Consider the following 17,974-nt stretch of genomic DNA (forward strand, 5'->3'; position numbering starts at 1 on the left):
CATGTGCGGCATCGCCGGTTATTTCGGCCTCAGCGAGCGACCCGTCGCGGTGCGCGAAGCGATGCTGGCCGCCTTGCGCCAGCGCGGCCCCGACTCGCAGCACGCGGTCGGTTTCGGCCCTTCCGGCCAAAGGTTGGCCGAGCCCGGTGCGGCGCCCAACGCTCTGCTGCACGCGCGGCTGTCGATCATGGACCCGCGCCCCGAGGCCGACCAGCCGATGGCGAGCCCGGACGGCCAGGTCTGGCTGTGCTACAACGGCGAGGTCTACGGCTGGCACGACGACCGCGCCGCGCTCGAGCGGCAGGGCATCCCGTTCCGCACTCACTCCGACACCGAGTTCATCCTCAACGGCTACCTCGCGTGGGGGCTGGAGGGCCTGCTGCCGCGGCTGCGCGGCATGTTCGCCTTCTGCCTCGTCGACTGGCGCCTGGGCAAGGTGTGGCTGGTGCGCGACCGGCTCGGGCTCAAGCCGCTGCTCTACACCCACGACGGCGAATCGCTCGCGTTCGCTTCGCTGCTGCGCGCGCTGCTGCCCTCGCTGGACGCCGCGCCGCGCCTGAACCCCGACAGCCTCGACGCCTTTCTCGCGCACCGCTACGTGCCGGCGCCGCTGACGATCTTCGACGGCGTCCACCGGCTAGAGAACGGCCACTACCTCGAATTCGACCTCGGCAGCCGCAAGCTGCGCAAGGTCTGCTACTGGACGCCGCACGCGCATTCGCACGGCGCGTGGGAGGAGGTGCTCGACGAGGCGATCCGCATCCGCACCCACGCCGACCGGCCGATGGGCCTGTTCCTGTCGGGCGGCATCGATTCGAGCACCGTCGCCTGCCGCCTCGCCGAGATGGGCATGTCGTCGTTCCGGACCTTCAGCGCGAGCTTTCCGGGCACGCGCTTCGACGAGTCCGATCTGGCCGCCCAGATCGCTGGCCGGCTCGGCTTCCCGAACACCGCGGTGCCGATCGACCCAGAGCGCCTGCCCGACTTCGAGCGGCTGATCGCCGACCTGGACGAACCGTTCGCCGACCCGTCTTCGATGCCGACCTGGCGCCTGTCTGAGGCGGTGAGCCGCGAGGTCAAGGTGGTGCTCGGCGGCGACGGCGGCGACGAACTCTTGGCCGGCTACAAGCGCATCGACCAGCACCTGAGGCACGCATGGCGCGGCGACGCCCGCCTGCCACTGCCGACGCCCGCCGGCGTGGCCAAGCGCGGCTGGCGCAAATGGGTGGGCGAGCTCGGCATCGGCTGGCGCGACGCGTACGCGCTGCGCTTCTCCGGCTTCGCGCCGCACCAGCGCGCGTGGCTGCAGCCAGGACGCCGCATCGAGCGGCCGCACTACTGGCGCCTGCCCGAAGCCGCCGACCGCTCGCCACGCGAGACGCTGCTGGCGATCGACATGCTCAACTATCTGCCCGAATACATCCTGCGCAAGGGCGACCTGTGCACGATGGCGCACGGGCTCGAACTGAGGGCGCCGCTGCTCGACCATAAGCTGGTCGAGACGCTGATGGCGCTGCCGCCCGAGCAGCGCTTCACCCGGCCGGCCAAGCGGCTGTTCGCGTCGGTGAGCACGCCCTTGGAGTCGCTGCAGCTGTTCGACAGACCGAAGAAGGGCTTCAACCCGCCGCTCGAGCGCTGGCTGGCTGCTGAGCTCGCGCCGCGCCTGCCCGGCTTGGGCGAGCGTCTGGCCTCGTCGACCGGAGGACAACTCGAGCGTGCGCGCGTCGACGCGATGACCGACGCCTACCGCGCGAGGCAGGTCCCGGCCGAGCAGCTGATGCAGCTTGTGATGCTCGACGAAAGCCTGAGGCAGCTGCGTGAGGCTGGAGGTGGCGGTGAAAAATAGTCGCGCCTTCGGGCGGCTGCTGGTGTTCGCGTTTTATCTATTGCGGCTGCCGCTGTTCCTGTTCCGCCGCCGTCCTGACGACGCGTCGGTGCACCGCATCCTCATCCTTCACCATCTCTTGCTCGGCGACAGCCTGATGGTGGTGTCGCTGTTGGCCAAGGCTCGAGCGCGTTACCCGGATGCCGAGATCTATCTGGCGATGCCCAAGCTGGTCGCCAGCCTGTTCGACGAGCGTCCCTACGGCGTGATCCCTATCGGCTTCAGCCCCAAGGACGTCGGCTCGATCTGGCGGCTGTTCCGCCTGCCCAGGATAGACCTCGCCTACCTGCCGGCGGACAACCGCTACGGCTGGATGGCGCGCGCGCTGGGCGCCCGCTGGGTGATCGGCTTTGCCGGCGATAGGCCGGCGCATAAGAATTGGGCGGTGGACGAGTTGCGCCCCTACCCGCAGTCGCCGATGACCTGGTCGGACGCGGTGATGGAGCTGATCGACGGGGCTGGACCCGCACCGTTCTCGCTCGGGCAGTGGCGTGTCGCTGCGGAGGCGCTGCCGTTCAACATGCCTTCGCCCTATGCGGTATTGCACCTTGGTGCGAGTTCGGCGTTGAGGCATTGGGCGCCGGAAAACTGGAATGCGTTGGCTGCCGCTATCCGGGCGGAGGGGCGTGCGGTCGTGTGGAGTTGTGGCCCCGGTGAGCAGGGCTTGCTGGAAGGAATCGAGAGCCTGGCCGAAGACGTGGTAGTGGCCGGCTCGCTGAGTCTGCGGCAGTTACGGTTCCTGATCGCCGGCGCCGATTATCTCGTCTCCCCCGATACCGGTGTCGCCCATCTGGGCCGGGTCGCCTGTACTCCGACGCTGGTGCTGTTCGGCCCTGGCCCGGCGACCTTGTTCGGAAACGGCGCATTCTGGCAGCACTGCCCGTTCGAGCCGGTGACCGAGCCGGTGTTCCCCTGCCGGAACCAGCAGATACTGTTTTTCCGCGAGGTCCAGTGGCTAAGGCGCTGCGAGCGCTTTCACGGCGATGCACCGGGGCAGTGCGCGCGTGCGCAGTGCATGGAGGCGATCTCTGTGGCCATGGTAGAGGCCGGGCTAAAACGGCTCGGCTACTGATTCCGCCGTTTTTGTCCGGGCCGCGTTTCCAAACTTTGCAGCAAGGAAGTCGTTTTGTTTACATCGCGTAATGAAATCGCCAGCGCGGGTTGGCTGACGGTGCTGGCGGGCGTGTTTCTGGCGCTCTCTAATATCCCTCATACCGTCGCGTTCCGGTACTCGGCGCTGGCGGTTTTTCTGTTCGTCGTCTTCCGTTCCAGGCGCACGCTCGCGGACTTTGTCTACAAGAACCGGTTGCCGGTTGTGGCGTTTCTGTCGTTCGTGTGTTTCGGCCTGCTGCACTCGATCTTCCTGTCGGCGTGGCCCGAGGCCTCGCTGGGCGAGTTCAGGAGCCAGGTACTGGTCGGGGCGGGGTTCTTCCTTGCCGGAGGCACCGTGTTTACCCGGCGGCGCGAACTCTCGGTGGTCGACCTGATTGTGTGCGCGGTCGTCTCCGTGGCTGCATTGGAGCTGTTCTACGCGCTCTACCACTATTACACGAGCGGTACCTTGCCCTATATGGTCACGGCGACGACCGAGACCAAGCTCGAGTACACCTTCTTCGTCAATCTGGGGTTGACGGTACTCGGCGTGAGTCTGGTCGTAGGCAACTGGCTCGGCTTCGGCCGCCTGTGCCGCTGGCCGGCCTGGGCACAGTGCATCGCTTTTCTGCTGCTGATCACGACCAGCCTGTGGGCGGGCGCGCGCAACGGCCTGATTGGGATGGTCTATCTGTTCGGCTCGCTGCTGGCCGTTTACGTGCTGGTGGGTATCAAGAACAAGCAGGCGATCAAAGCGATCCTTGCGGGCGCGGTGGTGGTCATGACGCTCAGCGGGATGGTGTCTTATGCAGTAGAGAAAGACGCCCGCTGGCAGCGCTTCTGGGGGTCGGCCGAGGCCGGCTTCAATTACCAGGACAGCAAGGGTTGGTTCCGGCGTGACGTTTACCCACTGCTCGGGGATGGTCAGCCTGTCGATGGCTCTGCCTACGAGCGGATCGCCTGGATCAGCAAGGGGTCCGACCTGATCCTGCATAACCCGCTGGGTTTCGGTTACGCGCGGGACGCGTTCGGCCGTGCGCTGAAACAGGAATATCGCGATTCGGTCGTAGCGCATAGCCATAGCGGTTTCATCGATCTCGGGGTCGGCCTCGGCTGGGGTGGGCTCATTCTCTGGCTGGTGTTCCTCGGCGGCCTGGTCTGGCGTGGACTCACCGCCTTTTTCCGTCATCGCGAGCCGCTCGGCCTAGTGCTGGCGCTGCTGGCGACGGGCTATTTCGGGCGGATGCTGATCGAGAGCGTCAACAAGGATCACATGCTGCATATCTTTCTTTTCCTGGTCGCAGCGGTGATGGCCGAGCTGACCCGAAGAGTAGGGGAGCGGTCTTCGGCCTGAGGGGCATCGGGGGGTTAGCCGGCTGGGGGGGGGCAGCGTCCCATATCAGGAGTAGGTGCCTGTCCGTGTTTCTTATCGCCGCGCGTGAGGTTTCAGCCTATCGCAAGCTTGCACGACGGACTCGGAAAAGCTCGGCCAACCCTCTCAATGGGTTGGCCGAGCTTGAATTTGGGGCGGCATGCCACGCAGGCCATAAAAAAGGGCCACTGGGGTGGTGGCCCTCGACGTTTGTGGAGATTTACGTGGCAACGGACTCAGGCGTGCGCCTGCTGGTATAGCGGGTTGGCAGGGTCGAGTTCGCGACCGGTCTGTTGGATGGTGTGCCACAGGCTGCGGTCCTGCAGCTTGGGGCTGACCTGCGCCGCCAGCCCGGAATAGGCTTGGGCGTTGCGCTGGTGAGAATAGGCACGCAGCAGGGTGATCTGCGCGTCCAGATTGTCGGGCTCGTCGGTTAGCGTGTCGCGAAGCACGCGGATCGCTTCATCGACGCGGCCGTAGGCCAGGAAGACCTCGGCCTCGCCGACCGGGTCGATGCCGCGGGCGCGAGGTTTGACGTAGCGGGCCGTTTTCCAGGTGCGGCGTGCGGTGAAGTAGATCACCATCAGCAAGAAGCTGCAGCCGAAGGCGGCAAAGAAAATGCTCATTCCCCACTCCCAATAATCGTTTTGTTGTAGCAACGATTATTGGGAGAGCGAGGACCGGCGACAATCCGTAAAAATGCGTAATTTCCCTAGGGAAAGGGGAGAAAATCCATGCCTGCGACATTGAGTATGCGGGATGGGAGCCAATAGACACTCCGGACCGGGGCGGTGTCGCAGGAAAAGGGTCAGGTCAGGCGGCGCGCTGGATGTAAGGGCCGGTCAGGACGCGTTCGAGTGCAGCGGCATCGACGCCATCGACGATGGCGGCTTCTCCCAGGCGCTTGAGCAGCACGAAGCGCAGCTTGCCGGACTCGACCTTCTTGTCGTGGCTCATGTGCTCGAGCCAGGCTTCCAGCCCCAGATCGGGGGCCTGCGTCGGCAGGCCGGCCGCGCCGATCAGATGTACGGCTCGTTGCAAGGCTGCCTCATCGATCCAGCCGAGTTCATGTGACAAGGCCGCGGCGAGCACCATGCCGGCGCCCACCGCTTCGCCGTGCAGCCAGGTGCCGAAGCCGAGACCGGCCTCGATCGCGTGGCCGAAGGTGTGGCCGAGGTTGAGCAGCGCGCGTACGCCGGTTTCTTTTTCGTCCTGCACAACGATATCCGCCTTCATCTCGCATGAGCGGCGTACCGCGTAGGCGAGCGCGTCGTAGTCGCGCGCCCTCAGCGCGGCCATATTGTCTTCCAGCCAGGTAAGGAAGTCGACGTCGCCCAAGAGACCGTATTTGATGACCTCGGCCAACCCTGCGGAGAGTTCTCGCTGCGGCAGCGTGTCGAGCAGGGTCATGTCGGCGATCACCGCGCGCGGCTGGTAGAACGCGCCGATCATGTTCTTGCCCTTGGGGTGGTTGATCGCGGTCTTGCCGCCGACCGACGAATCCACCTGAGCCAAGAGCGTGGTCGGCACCTGGATGAACGGCGCGCCACGCTGATAACAGGCGGCGGCGAAGCCGGTCATGTCGCCGATCACGCCGCCGCCGAGCGCGATCAGCGTGGTCTTGCGCTCGGCGCGCGCGGACAGCAGTGCGTCGAAGATCAGGTTGAGCGTGTCCCAGGTCTTGTAGGCCTCACCGTCGGGCAGCACGATGGGCAGCACCGATACACCGGCCTCTTCGAGGCTGTTTTGCAGGCGTTCGAGATAGAGCGGAGCAACGGTGGTGTTGGTGACGATCGCGACCTTGCGCTGCGGCAGGTGGGGCAGGATCAGTTGGGCATCGTCGAGCAGACCGCGGCCGATGTGGATCGGGTAGCGGGTATCGGGCAGGCAAAGATCGAGGGTAATCATGAGGGCTTATCCGGCACGGCCGTTCAGGTGAGCGGCCAGCGCGTGTTCGAGGTCGATAATCAGCTGGTTGACGTTCTGCTGCGAGGTGTCGATCACCAGGTCGGCGACCTCGTTGTAGAGCGGGTCGCGCTCGCTGAACAAGGCTTCGAGCTTGGCGCGAGGGTCGGCGGTCTGCAGCAGCGGGCGGCTCTTGTCGTGCAGGGTGCGCGCGAGCAGGTCGTCGATAGGGGCGCGCAGGTAGATGACCGTGCCGTGGCGGCGCAACAACTGGCGGTTTTCCGGGCGCAGCACGGCGCCGCCGCCGGTGGCCAGCACGATGTCGTTGAGCTTGACCAGGTCGCCGATCACCGAGGTCTCGCGGTCGCGGAAACGCTCCTCGCCTTCGATCTCGAAGATGGTTGCGACCCGCACGCCGGTACGCGCTTCGATCTCGTGGTCGGAATCGTAGAAGGTCTTGCCCGCGCGCCGCGCGAGGGCTCGGCCAACCGTGGTCTTGCCGGCGCCCATCAGCCCGACCAGAAAGAAATTGCCTGCCAGTTTCATGGCAGGCATTGTACCCAACTTGGCTGGGCTGGTGTGAGCGGCGAGCCGACAGCGTCAGCGGGTGGAGGCGAGCGAACTCAGATTGTCGACCGTCTTGGGGGTGATGAAGACCAAGAGTTCGCGACGGTTCTTGCGCGCCTGCTTGTTCTTGAACAGGTAGCCGAGCACGGGGATGTCGCCGAGCAGGGGAACCTTGTTCTCGCCCTCGCTCTCGTCCTGCACGTAGATGCCACCGATGACCACGGTGCCGCCGTTCTCGACCAGCACCTGCGTCTGGATCTTCTTGGTCGAGATCGCCGGAATCAGCGTGGAACCGAAAATCGGCGCGTCCTTGTTCACCTGCAGATCCATGATGATGTTGCCGTCCGGCGTAATCTGCGGCTTCACCTTGAGACTCAGTACCGCCTTCTTGAACGAGATGCTGGTGGCGCCGCTCGATGTCGCTTCCTGATACGGAATCTCGGTGCCTTCCTCGATCGTCGCCTCGGTGCGGTCGGACGTCATCACGCGCGGGCTGGAGATGACCTTGCCCTTGTCCTCGGCCTGCATCGCAGAAAGTTCCAGTCCCAGTATGCCGCCGGCGGCTTGGGTCAAGATGGCGATCGTGCTGGCGTTGGCAACCCTGGCGGGAAGGTTCACGTTGTTGCCCAAGGTAAACGGGTCGCTTTTATCGTTGACGATGTTGCTGACGAGGGTATTGCGATTGGTAATGGCAGTATCTACGGTATTGGCAATGCTGGTGTTGAGTTTGACTTTTGCAAAGCCCAGTTTGACGCCCAAGTCGCGCTGGAAATTATCCGACGCCTCGACAATGCGCGCTTCGATCAGCACCTGTTTTTGTTGCACGTCCAGCTGGTCGACGAGGCTGCGCACCTTCTCGATCACCGTCGGCGTGTCGTTGATGATGAGGGTGTTGGTCTTCGGGTCGAGCAGCGCGCTGCCGCGGTCGGTCAGCAGCGTCTGGCGGCGGCCGTTGCTGCCGGTGGTGCTGTCCATGTCGAGCACCTGCTTGAATTCCTCGACGCTCTTGTAGCGCAGCACGAAGGTTTCCGAGCGGATCGGTTCCAGGACTTCCAGCTGCTTGCGTGCCTCGAGGATCTGCTTGTCGCGGTCGAGCAGTTCCTGGCGCGGCGCGATGTTGATCACGTTGCCGTTGCGGCGCATGTCGAGGCCCTTGGCCTGCATGATCAGGTCGAGCGCCTGGTCCCACGGCACGTCTTTCAGCCTGAGCGTGATCGAGCCGCTGACCGAGTCGCTGGTGATGATGTTGAGGCCGGTGAATTCGGCGATCACCTGCAGCACGGTGCGCACGTCGATGTTCTGGAAGTTGAGCGACAGCTTGTCGCCCTTGTACACCGGCTTGCCGAGCCCGTCGGGGGTCTTGGCGGCGGCGGCCTGCTCCTGCGTGAGGCGTTTGACCTCGATCACCAGCTTGCGGTCGGTCTGGTAGGAGGCGAAGTCCCAGTCGCCGGCCGGTTCGATCACGATCTTGCCGTCGCGGCCCTGGTTGAAGGCGTCGATCCTGCGCACCGGCGTCGCGAAGTCGCCGACGTCGAGCTTGCGCTGCTGGCTGCGCGGCAGCGGCAGGTCCGGCAATTCGACCACCACGGTGTTGCGCACGCGCTTGACGTCGGCCGAGGTGCCGCTGCTGGGCAGCAGGATCTCGATGCGCCCCTCGCCGTTCGCGCCGCGGCGGAAGTCGACCGCGATGTCGCTGCCCGGCGCGGCGGCTTGTGGCGCGGACGGCGTGGCCGCCGCCACCTTGGCCGAGGGGGCGGGGCGGCTGCGCTGTTCGACCGGGGGCGCGGCCTGGGCGGTGTTGACCGGGTCGCTGTTGAGGCGAATGGACAGCTTGTTGCCGCTGACTTGTGCGCTGTAAGCGGCGTTGCGCGTCAGGCTGAGGACGAGGCGAGTCCGCGAGCCGGCCTGCACCGCGGCGGCCGAGCGGACCAACGGGTTGTCGAGGTCGAGCACCGGCTTGGCCAGTTTCACTTCGGTGGCGGCGAAGTCGAACGCGATGCGCGGCGGGTTGGACATCGCGAAGCTGTTGGGCGTGGGGGCGGGGCCGTCGAAGCTGACCTGCAGCACATGCTCGGTGCCGCTGGCCCGGGAGACGCTGATGTCGGTGATCGCCGCCGCCTGGCTGAACGTGTAGGCGAGCGACAGGCCGACGCCGGAAAGCAGTTTGATTGTGGATTTTTTCATTATTTCTGCCCTTGTTCTTCGAGGTACAGGCTGGTGCTGCGCTGGACCCATTCTCCGTTGAGGTCCTCGACAGTTTCGCTCAATTGGACTTCGGTCTCGGCGACCTTCTTCACCTGGCCGAAGTTCGGCCCCATGAAGTTGCCCGGTGCGACGCGGTAGACGGTGTTGTCCGGCGTCTGGATCAGGCCGTAGTTAATGCCGCTGCGCTTGAGCGTGCCCACCAGCTTGAGCTTGTCCAGGTCGAAGTTTTCGAGCGCCTCGCGTGCGCGGTTGAAGTCGGGCGCGTTGGCGCTGTTCTGCCGCTTGGCGACCAACAGCTTCTGGTCGTCGAACGGGGTGAGCGCGTCGGCGTTGTCGTAGACCACCGGCTGATAGGGTTGCACCTGGGGCAGCGGGTCGACCTGGCCGGTCAGCCCTTGTCCCGCCTGTGCCATCCAGGCTTCCAGGTCCTCGTTGTCGCTGCTAGAACAGCCCGCGAGGGCGGCCAGCAGCGAGATCGCAAGCCATTTCTTCATGATGGTTTTCATTTTTGCGGAGGCGGCGTCTGGGCGGCGATTTCCTGCGGTTCGAGCGCCCGATAGGTTTTGGCGACGGCCTGCATGGCCAGGCGCTGGTCCTTGCCGGCGATCGGCGTGAGTACGACGTTGCCGATGGTCACGATGCGCGACAGCTGGCCGACGTCGCTGGCGAAGGCGGCCAGCTCGTTGTACGTGCCGGACAGGCGGATGTCGATCGGCACCTCGGCCATCTCGGGCGACTTGACCTCGGTGCCCGGACGGAACAGCTCGAACTGCAGGCCGCGTCCGATGCCCGCCTGGTTGATTTCGGTCAGCAGCGACTCCATCTCGGACTTGGTCGGCAGCTGTTTGATCAGCGCGCCGAACGACTGCTGGATCTCCTTGAGCTGAGCCTCGAGCGCCGACTGGTTGATCGCCTGACGCTTCTTGTCGACGAAGGTCTGTTTCAGCGTTTCTTCCTGGGTCTGGCCTTCCTTGAGCCGGTCGAGCTGGTCGCTCAATACCAGGTAGTAGCCGAGGAACAGCACGATCAGCGCGATGATGGCCAGCGCGCCGATCTGGGCCGGCAGCGGCCAGTTCGGCATGTCCTTGGGGTCGAGGTTGCGGAGGTCGTCGTACGTCATGATGCCGCTCCCGGCGCCGCCGGCTGGGCCGGTGCCTGTTGCTGTTTGGTGCTGAGGTTGAGCGTGAATTCGCTGACGCGCTGGTTGTTGATCACGGCGGCTTTCACCTCGACCAGCACCGGCGCGTCGAACACCGTCGACCCGGCCAACGTGCGCATATAGTTGGACACGCGCGCGCCGGACAGCGCGTAGCCCGACAGCGCGAAGCCGTTGCCGTTCTGGCGGAAATCCTTCAGGTAGACGCCGTCCGGGGTCTGCTTGAGCAGCTGGTCGAAGAGGCGCGTCGCGTCGCCGCGGCTGAGCTGCAGCTTTTCGACCAGCTGTTTGCGCGCGAGCAGTGAGTCGCGCTCCTTTTTCAGCGATTCGATGCTGCGGATCTGCTCGTCGAGCTTGGCGATGGCCTGCTGCAGGTGTTCGTTGCGCGCGTTCTGGCGTTCGACGCGGCCGTCGAGCAGCAAGTAGGTCGCCATCACGATGGCCGCCGAGCCGACGAGCGCGGCGCCGAACAGCACCTGGAAGCGCAGCCGGTGGACCGCCTTTTTCTGTTCGCGGTGCGGCAGAAGGTTGATGCGGATCATCAGTCGAACCTCCTCAGTGCGAGGCCGCAGGAAACCAGCAGCGAGGGCGCGTCGAGCAGCAGCGCCTTTGGGCGGATTGAGGTGGACTGCACCAGGGTGGTGAAGGGGTTGGCGATCATGGTGCTGATCTGGGTGCGGGCGGACACCGCGTCGTCGAGGCCGGGCAGGAGGCTCGAGCCGCCGGCGAGCAGCAGGTAGTCGACGCGCAGGTACTGCGACACGCTGACCGTGGTGTAGAAGAACTGCAGCGAACGCTGGATTTCCTGCGCGAGCGAGTCGACGAAGGGGTGCAGCAGTTCGGACTCGTAGCCGTCCGGCAGCGTCGACGCGCACTTGCCCTTTTCGGCCTCTTCATAAGTGATGCCGTAGCGGCGCTGGATGTCGCGCGTCAGCTGCTGGCCGCCGAACGCCTGCTCGCGGTAGTAGAGCTGCTGGCCGTTGCGGATCACGTTGCAGTAGATCTTGGTCGCGCCGATGTCGAACAGCGCGAAGGTCTGGTTCATGCCCTGCTCGGGCAGTTGCAACTGGATCTGTTCGAAAGCGGTCAGCGTCGCGAACGCGTCGATGTCGACCACCGACGCCTTCAGTCCGGCCATCTCGACCGCGGCGACGCGTTCCTCGACCTTTTCCTTGCGCGCGGCGCACAACATCACCTCGAGGTCGTCGGGGTTGTGCGCGGCGGGGCCGAGTACCTGGAAGTCGAGGTTCACTTCATCCAAAGCGAACGGGATGTACTGTTGCGCCTCGGACTCGATCATCTCCTCGAGGTCGTGGCTCTGCGCGACCGGGACCAGAATCTTCTTGTAGATCGCCATCGTGGTCGGCAGCGCCAGCGCGACGTCGCGCGTGGAGGTGCCGAGTTTCTGCCAGCCCTTGCGGATGGCGTCGGAGACCGCCTCGATATTGTTCAGGTTGCCGTCGACGACGGCGTCGCGCGGCAGCGCTTCGATGACGTAGCGGTCCACCTGATAGTTCTTGCCCGAGCGCGAGATTTCGACGAGCTTGACCGCGCTACTGCTGATGTCGAGCCCGATGAGCGGCGCCTGGTGGATTTTTCTTAGCCCGATGCGGCTTAGCCAGTCTGAGCCTTGTGCAAGCTTGCCGGATAGCATTCTTATAGTTTCCCGTGCAGGCGGCAGCGCCCCAGTCGCTGCCGTGGTAACGTTGTCTTGCGCCTTCTGCGAAGACGTTATAATCCGAACTCTCTCAGAAACCCTATCGAGAATATGTTGAAACGATTCTTTGCGCTCCTGGCCGGCCTCGCCGTCGGCGGCATCGTGCTCTTGGCCGGTGGAACGGTCATCGCGGTGATGCTGACCTATCCGCGCCTGCCGAGCCTGGACGTGCTGACCGACTACCGACCCAAGATTCCGTTACGCGTTTTCAGCGCCGATAGCGTGCTGATCGGCGAATTCGGCGAGGAGCGCCGCTCCTTCGTCCGCATCCACGAAGTGCCCGAGTTGATGAAGCAGGCGATCCTTTCCGCCGAGGACGAGCGCTTCTACCAACATAGCGGTGTCGACTATGTAGGGGTTATGCGCGCAGCATTCGGGAACGTAGTATCCGGACATGCCAAGTCCGGTGCAAGTACGATCACCATGCAGGTGGCGAAAAATTTCTTTCTATCAAGCGAAAAGACCTTCACGCGCAAGTTCAACGAAGCGCTGTTGGCGTTCAAGATCGAGCATACGCTGAGCAAGGACCAGATCCTCGAACTTTATTTCAACCAGATCTACCTCGGCCAACGTGCCTACGGTTTCGCCGCCGCGGCGCAGGCCTACTACGGCAAGAGCCTGCAGCAATTGAACGTCGCCGAGATGGCGATGCTGGCCGGCCTGCCGAAGGCGCCGTCCGCGTATAACCCGATCGTCAACCCGGACCGCGCGCGCTTGCGTCAGCTCTACGTGCTGCGCCGTATGCGCGAACTCAACTACATCACGCCGGCCCAGTACGACGAGGCGAAGAACCAGCCTTCGCACGCCGCGCCGCAGGGCTCGGACGTCAACCTGCCTGCGCAGTACGTCGCCGAGATGGTGCGCCAGGCGATGTACACGCGCTATCAGGACCGTGCCTATACCGACGGCTTCAAGGTGTACACGACGATCGACAGCCTCCACCAGCGGTGGGCTTTCGACGCGCTGCGCGCCGGCCTGACCGACTACGACCGCCGCCTCGGCTACCGCGGTCCGGAATCCTTCGTCGACCTGTCGACGCTGCCGTCGGGCACCGAGCGCGACGAGGCGCTCGAGGACACGTTGGCCGAGATCCGCGACAGCGGCGACATGCAGCCGGCGGTGGTGCTCTCGGCCAACCCTGCAGAGGTGCGCGCCTTCGTGCGCGGCGGCAAGGTCGCGGTGGTCAAGGGGCAGGGCCTGTCGTTCGCGCGCCGCGCGCTGAGCCCGAAGTTGACGCCGGCGCAGCAGATCCGTCCCGGCGCGGTGGTGCGCATCCGCGCGAATCCGAAGGGCTATTGGGAGATCGTGCAGATGCCCGAAGTCGAGGGCGGCTTCGTGTCGCTCGATCCGCGCACCGGTGCGATCCGTTCGCTGGTCGGCGGCTTCGACTTCAACCGGCGTAGCTTCAACCACGTCACGCAGGCGTGGCGTCAGCCGGGCTCGTCGTTCAAGCCCTTCATCTATTCGGCCGGCCTCGAGCGCGGCTTCACGCCGGCGAGCATGGTCAACGACGCGCCGCTGGTGATCGACCCGCAGACGCTGGGCGGCCAGCGCTGGGAGCCGAAGAACGACGACGGCAAGTTCTACGGCATGATGACGATGCGCCGCGCGCTGGCGCTGTCGAAGAACCTGGTGTCGGTGCGCATCCTGATGTCGATCGGCACCGACTACGCTCAGCAGTACATCCAGCGCTTCGGCTTCGGCCCCAAGCAGCACCCGGCCTACCTGACGATGGCGCTCGGCGCCGGCATGGTGACGCCGCTGCAGATGGCCGAGGGCTACGCGGTGTTCGCCAACGGTGGCTACCGCGTGCGCGCCTACTTTGTCGACCGCATCGAAGACCCGCGCGGCAAGGTGCTGGCCAAGACCGCGCCGGCGGTCGCCGGCCAGAACGCGCCGCAGGCGATCGACCCGCGCAACGCCTTCATCATGAGCACGATGATGCGCGACGTGGTGCGCTTCGGCACCGCCAACCGCGCGATGAGCCTCGGCCGCATGGACCTGGCCGGCAAGACCGGCACCACCAACGAGAACCGCGACGCGTGGTTCTCCGGCTTCAACCCGAACCTGGTCGCGATCACCTGGGTCGGCTACGACCAGCCCAAGAGCCTCGGCCGCTACGGCTACGGCGGCACGGTGGCGCTGCCGATCTGGATCAACTACATGGCCAACGCGCTCAAGGGGCAGCCGGAAGTCGAACTGCCGCCGCCTAACGGCGTGGTGGTGCGCGCCGGCGGCGGCTTGCGCGGCGGCGACGAGTACTTCTACGAGGAGTACCAGCGCACCAATCCGGAGCTGAGGGTGGACAACAGCGGCAGCGTGCCCGGCGCCCGCCGGCCGGAAGCGTCCAATGGTGCGGCCGAAGAGGGGGGCGACGCCGGCAGCGACAGCGCGCCGGCAGAGGATGCGGTCGAGAACGTCAAGGAGCTGCTGTTCTGACGATCCGCTTACCCGTGGACGTTAAAAATGCCCGCTCTGGTGAGCGGGCATTTTTTTGGGCGGGGCTGGGCACGGGTTGGCCGAGCCCGTCGGCTGGCCGGCAGGTGGGCGTCACGCCGGCGGCGTTTTGTCCGGATTGAGCAGCGCCCCGATGAGGTCCATCGGCAGCGGAAACACGATGGTCGAACTCTTGTCGCCGGCGATATTGGTCAGCGTCTGCAGATAGCGCAGCTGGATCGCCTGCGGCTCCCGGGCCAGCAATTGCGCGGCCTGCAGCAGTTTTTCCGCGGCCTGCAGCTCGCCTTCGGCGTGGATGACCTTCGCGCGCCTCTCCCGTTCCGCCTCGGCCTGCTTGGCGATCGCGATGACCATCGATTCCTTCAAGTCGACGTTCTTGATCTCGACGTTGGACACCTTGATGCCCCAGGCGTTGGTCTGCGCGTCGAGCGCCTTCTGGATGTCGAGGTTGAGCCGTTCGCGTTCGGCGAGCAGCTCGTCCAGCTCGTGCTTGCCGAGCACCGAACGCAGCGTCGTCTGCGACAACTGGCTGGTGGCCTCGGGGAACTGGGCGACCTGGATGATCGCCTTTTCCGGGTCGACCACGCGGAAGTACACCACCGCGCTGACGTTGACCGACACGTTGTCGCGCGTGATCAAGTCCTGCGGCGGCACGGCGAACACCACGGTGCGCAGGTCGACCCGCACCACCTGCTGCACCCCCGGGATGATGACCACCAGGCCCGGCCCCTTGACCTTCCAGAAGCGGCCGAGCATGAACACCACGCCGCGTTCGTATTCGCGGAAGATGCGGAACGCCGAGATCACTATCAGCGCGGCCAGCACGAATGCCGCGCCGCTGAAGCCCAATGTAAACCCCGTCATCGCTGTTCTCCTTGAGAGTCGTCGAGCGGCTCGACGATCAGGGTCAGGCCGTCGCGGCCGATGACCCGTACCGGCATGCCGCGCCCGAGTGCTACCGTGCTGCGCACCCGCCATTGCTCGCCCTGTACGCTCGCCCAACCTTCCGTCGCGGTGTCGCCGGGCGGCATGTCATCCAGCATGACCCCGACGCTGGCGGCCAGCGCTTCCTTGCCGCTGACCACCGGACGCCGGCGCGCCTTCAGCGCGAGGCCGGAGACGCCGAAGATGAACAAGGCGGTCGTGGCGGCCAGCGTCGCGACCAGCGCGACCGGGATGCCGAGGCCCGGTACGTCGGTGTCGATCAGCAACAGCGCGCCGATCGAGAACGCGACGATGCCGCCGATGCCGAGCGTGCCGAAGCTCGGCAGGAAGGCCTCGGCCAACAGCAAGGCGAGGCCGAGCAGGATCAGCGCGAGCCCGGTGTAGTTGATCGGCAAGAGCTGCAAGGCGAACAGGCCGACCAAGAGGCAGATCGCGCCGACGACGCCCGGCAGCACGAAGCCCGGGTTGGAGAACTCGAAGATCAGCCCATAGATGCCGATCATCATCAGGATCAGCGCGATGCTCGGGTCGGTGAGCGTGGCGAGCAGGCGGTCGCGCCAGTCCGGCTCTAGCCTTACCAGCACGGCGCCGGCGGTGTGCAGCACGCGCGTACCCGCGGCGGTGGCCACTTTGCGGCCGTCGAGCTTGTGCAACAATTCCGGCACGTCGCGCGCCAAGACGTCGACCACCTTTTGCGCCAGCGCTTCGTCGGCCGACAGGCTGACCGCCTCGCGTACCGCGCGTTCGGCCCAGTCCGCATTGCGTCCGCGCAGCTGCGCGAGCCCGCGGATGTAGGCCGCGGCGTCGTTCACCTGCTTCTTCTCCATCGTGCTTGGCGATTCTGCCCCGCCCGGGCTGGCGCCGGCCTTGCCGCGCTTGCCCTCGTCGGGCGCCTTGCCGGGCGGCTGCTCCGGCCCGCCTATGCCGATCTGCACCGGTGTCGCCGCCCCCAGGTTGGTGCCGGGCGCCATCGCGGCGAAGTGGCTCGCGTAGAGGATGTAGGTGCCGGCGCTGGCGGCCCGCGCGCCGCCCGGGGCGATGTAGGTGGCGACCGGCACCGGCGAGGCCAGGATGGCCTGGATGATCTGGCGCATCGCCACGTCGAGCCCGCCGGGGGTGTCCATCTGCAACACGACGAGCTGCGCCCGTTCCTGCTGCGCGTGGGCGAGGCTGCGAACGACGAAATCGGCGCGTGCCGGACCGATCGCGCCTTGCAGCGGGATGACCATGACGGCTTGCGGCGCCGCTTTCACGTCCGTCAACGCCAAACCGAAGCAGAGAACGGCGGCAAGTAGCCGGGCGAAGTGCGCGCGCAAACGGTGCGGAAGGCCGGCCGGTTTCATCGCGGCGAGCCTTCTGGCTGCCTGCCTGCAAGCGGGGTGGGCCGGATGGGCGGGGTGGGCATGATGTCAAATCCAGCGGAGGTTCAGTCTCCGGTGCAGGAAGAGGCGAGGAGATATCAGCAGTATAGGTTAGCGCGGCATGCGCCTTTTTCCGCCCCGGCGGGACTCGCCGGGTGTGGCGGGCGGCGGAGGCGATGAGTCGAAGGATGGCCAGGGTTGGCCGAGGCGGCGGGCGACAAAAAACCCGCAGAGCCTTTGCTGTGCGGGTTGTAGGGAATGTTTCGTGCTGCTTGGGAACTGAAGGTGGTGCCCCCGACAGGAATCGAACCTGTAACTGCCCCTTAGGAGGGGGCCGTTATATCCATTTAACTACGGAGACAGCCTTGAAAACTTACGCGTTGCGCCGGACCGACAGCTCGGCCAACTCGGCGAGCGCGGTGCGGACCGGCGTGTCCGGCAGCGCGGCGAGCGCCGCGACGGCGCGGCGGGCTGCCGCTTCGGCTTCGGCGCGAGCGTAGTCGAGCGCGCCGCAGGATTGTACCGCAGCGAGCACCTCGGGGAAATGATCGCGGCCGGCGCGTTCGAGCGCGTCGCGCACTTTGCGGGCGGAGGCCTCGTCGCCCTGGCGCATGACATAGATCAGCGGCAGCGTCGGCTTGCCCTCGGCCAGGTCGTCGCCGAGGCTCTTGCCGATGGTTTCGGCGTCGCCGGAATAGTCGAGCACGTCGTCGATGATCTGGAACGCGGTGCCGAGGTGCATGCCGTAGTCGGCCAGCGCCTGTTCCTGCTCGGGTGTCGCGCCTGCGATCAGCGCGCCGACGCGGGCGGCGGCCTCGAACAGCTTGGCGGTCTTGTACTGGATCACCTGCAGGTAGGCGGCTTCGTCGATATCGGTGTTGCCGATGTTCAGAAGCTGGAGCACCTCGCCCTCGGCGATGATGTTGGTCGCGTCGGCCATCACGTCGAGGATGCGCATGTCCTGCGTCGCGACCATCATCTGGAACGCGCGCGTGTAGAGGAAGTCGCCGACCAGCACCGCGGCGGCGTTGCCGAACAGCGCATTGGCGGTGTCACGGCCGCGTCGCAGGTCGGATTCGTCGACGACGTCGTCGTGCAAGAGCGTCGCGGTGTGGATGAATTCGACCATCGCCGCCAGCTCGAACAGGTGCTCGCCGTCGTAATCGAGCGCGCGGCCCGCCAACAGCGTGAGCGCCGGGCGAAGGCGCTTGCCGCCGGCGCCGATGATGTATTCGGCCACCTGGCGGATCAGTACCACGTCGGAGTGGAGGCGCGACCGGATGACGCGGTCGACGGTCTGCATGTCGTCGGC

General features: G+C 65.6%; 15 protein-coding genes, 1 tRNA gene and 1 pseudogene. 4 read left to right on the forward strand and 13 right to left on the reverse strand.

What is annotated here, in order from left to right:
* Position 1: 1 nt before the first annotated feature.
* Genes asnB through DWG20_RS07450 form a run of 3 tightly spaced genes read left to right on the forward strand, consistent with a single transcriptional unit; the run spans position 2 to position 4,331 of the window.
* Entirely contained in the window at positions 2 to 1,846 is a 1,845-nt protein-coding gene (gene asnB, locus DWG20_RS07440; RefSeq protein ID WP_115433211.1) for an asparagine synthase (glutamine-hydrolyzing), read from the forward strand.
* Complete coding sequence (locus tag DWG20_RS07445; protein WP_147289929.1) at positions 1,836 to 2,957, forward strand: glycosyltransferase family 9 protein; 1,122 nt, start codon at positions 1,836 to 1,838, stop codon at positions 2,955 to 2,957. Before asnB ends, DWG20_RS07445 begins: the two co-directional genes overlap by 11 nt.
* Before the next feature lie 54 nt (positions 2,958 to 3,011).
* A complete protein-coding gene (locus tag DWG20_RS07450) occupies positions 3,012 to 4,331 on the forward strand; it encodes an O-antigen ligase family protein (RefSeq protein WP_115433213.1) in 1,320 nt (439 codons plus the stop codon).
* A 254-nt stretch (positions 4,332 to 4,585) separates the two neighbouring features.
* On the opposite strand, the gene DWG20_RS07455 is transcribed toward DWG20_RS07450, so the two are convergent.
* The 8 genes from DWG20_RS07455 to DWG20_RS07490 all read right to left on the reverse strand — a co-directional run bounded on the left by DWG20_RS07455 (position 4,586) and on the right by DWG20_RS07490 (position 11,836).
* A complete protein-coding gene (locus DWG20_RS07455; protein WP_245944798.1) occupies positions 4,586 to 4,975 on the reverse strand; it encodes a type IV pilus assembly protein FimV in 390 nt (129 codons plus the stop codon).
* Positions 4,976 to 5,162: 187 nt separating this feature from the next.
* Positions 5,163 to 6,257 (reverse strand): 3-dehydroquinate synthase, encoded by a 1,095-nt coding sequence (gene aroB, locus DWG20_RS07460; RefSeq protein ID WP_115433214.1) that lies wholly within the window; start codon positions 6,255 to 6,257, stop codon positions 5,163 to 5,165.
* A gap of 6 nt (positions 6,258 to 6,263) precedes the next feature.
* Positions 6,264 to 6,809: a shikimate kinase gene (locus DWG20_RS16410; protein ID WP_115433215.1), complete on the reverse strand. Its 546-nt coding sequence runs from the start codon at positions 6,807 to 6,809 to the stop codon at positions 6,264 to 6,266.
* Positions 6,810 to 6,854: 45 nt separating this feature from the next.
* Entirely contained in the window at positions 6,855 to 9,005 is a 2,151-nt protein-coding gene (locus tag DWG20_RS07470; protein WP_115433216.1) for a type IV pilus secretin PilQ, read from the reverse strand.
* Positions 9,005 to 9,520, reverse strand: coding sequence for a pilus assembly protein PilP (locus tag DWG20_RS07475; RefSeq protein WP_115434762.1), 516 nt, complete (start codon positions 9,518 to 9,520; stop codon positions 9,005 to 9,007). The genes DWG20_RS07470 and DWG20_RS07475 overlap by 1 nt, the downstream gene beginning before the upstream one ends.
* Before the next feature lie 8 nt (positions 9,521 to 9,528).
* Positions 9,529 to 10,146, reverse strand: coding sequence for a type IV pilus inner membrane component PilO (locus tag DWG20_RS07480; RefSeq protein WP_115433217.1), 618 nt, complete (start codon positions 10,144 to 10,146; stop codon positions 9,529 to 9,531).
* On the reverse strand, positions 10,143 to 10,724 hold the full coding sequence (locus DWG20_RS07485; protein ID WP_115433218.1) for a PilN domain-containing protein: 582 nt from the start codon (positions 10,722 to 10,724) through the stop codon (positions 10,143 to 10,145). The genes DWG20_RS07480 and DWG20_RS07485 overlap by 4 nt, the downstream gene beginning before the upstream one ends.
* Positions 10,724 to 11,836: a pilus assembly protein PilM gene (locus DWG20_RS07490; protein ID WP_115433219.1), complete on the reverse strand. Its 1,113-nt coding sequence runs from the start codon at positions 11,834 to 11,836 to the stop codon at positions 10,724 to 10,726. Before DWG20_RS07490 ends, DWG20_RS07485 begins: the two co-directional genes overlap by 1 nt.
* Before the next feature lie 114 nt (positions 11,837 to 11,950).
* On the opposite strand from DWG20_RS07490, the gene DWG20_RS07495 reads away from it, so the two are divergent.
* Positions 11,951 to 14,338 carry a penicillin-binding protein 1A gene (locus DWG20_RS07495; protein WP_115433220.1) on the forward strand — a complete coding sequence of 796 codons (2,388 nt, stop codon included), beginning with the start codon at positions 11,951 to 11,953 and terminating at the stop codon, positions 14,336 to 14,338.
* A gap of 111 nt (positions 14,339 to 14,449) precedes the next feature.
* On the opposite strand, the gene DWG20_RS07500 is transcribed toward DWG20_RS07495, so the two are convergent.
* The 5 genes and pseudogenes from DWG20_RS07500 to ispB form a co-directional block, all read right to left on the reverse strand.
* Entirely contained in the window at positions 14,450 to 15,220 is a 771-nt protein-coding gene (locus tag DWG20_RS07500) for a slipin family protein (protein ID WP_115433221.1), read from the reverse strand.
* A complete protein-coding gene (locus DWG20_RS16730; protein WP_484012586.1) occupies positions 15,217 to 15,990 on the reverse strand; it encodes an NfeD family protein in 774 nt (257 codons plus the stop codon). Before DWG20_RS16730 ends, DWG20_RS07500 begins: the two co-directional genes overlap by 4 nt.
* A gap of 255 nt (positions 15,991 to 16,245) precedes the next feature.
* Positions 16,246 to 16,644 (reverse strand): annotated as a pseudogene (locus tag DWG20_RS16780) (Clp protease/crotonase-like domain-containing protein); the annotation flags it as partial.
* A 304-nt stretch (positions 16,645 to 16,948) separates the two neighbouring features.
* Positions 16,949 to 17,023: transfer RNA gene (locus DWG20_RS07510), tRNA-Arg, on the reverse strand.
* A gap of 12 nt (positions 17,024 to 17,035) precedes the next feature.
* A complete protein-coding gene (ispB, locus tag DWG20_RS07515; RefSeq protein ID WP_115434763.1) occupies positions 17,036 to 17,965 on the reverse strand; it encodes an octaprenyl diphosphate synthase in 930 nt (309 codons plus the stop codon).
* Between the last annotated feature and the right edge of the window lie 9 nt (positions 17,966 to 17,974).

The organism is Crenobacter cavernae (assembly GCF_003355495.1).
In the GTDB taxonomy this organism is placed as follows: domain Bacteria; phylum Pseudomonadota; class Gammaproteobacteria; order Burkholderiales; family Chromobacteriaceae; genus Crenobacter; species Crenobacter cavernae.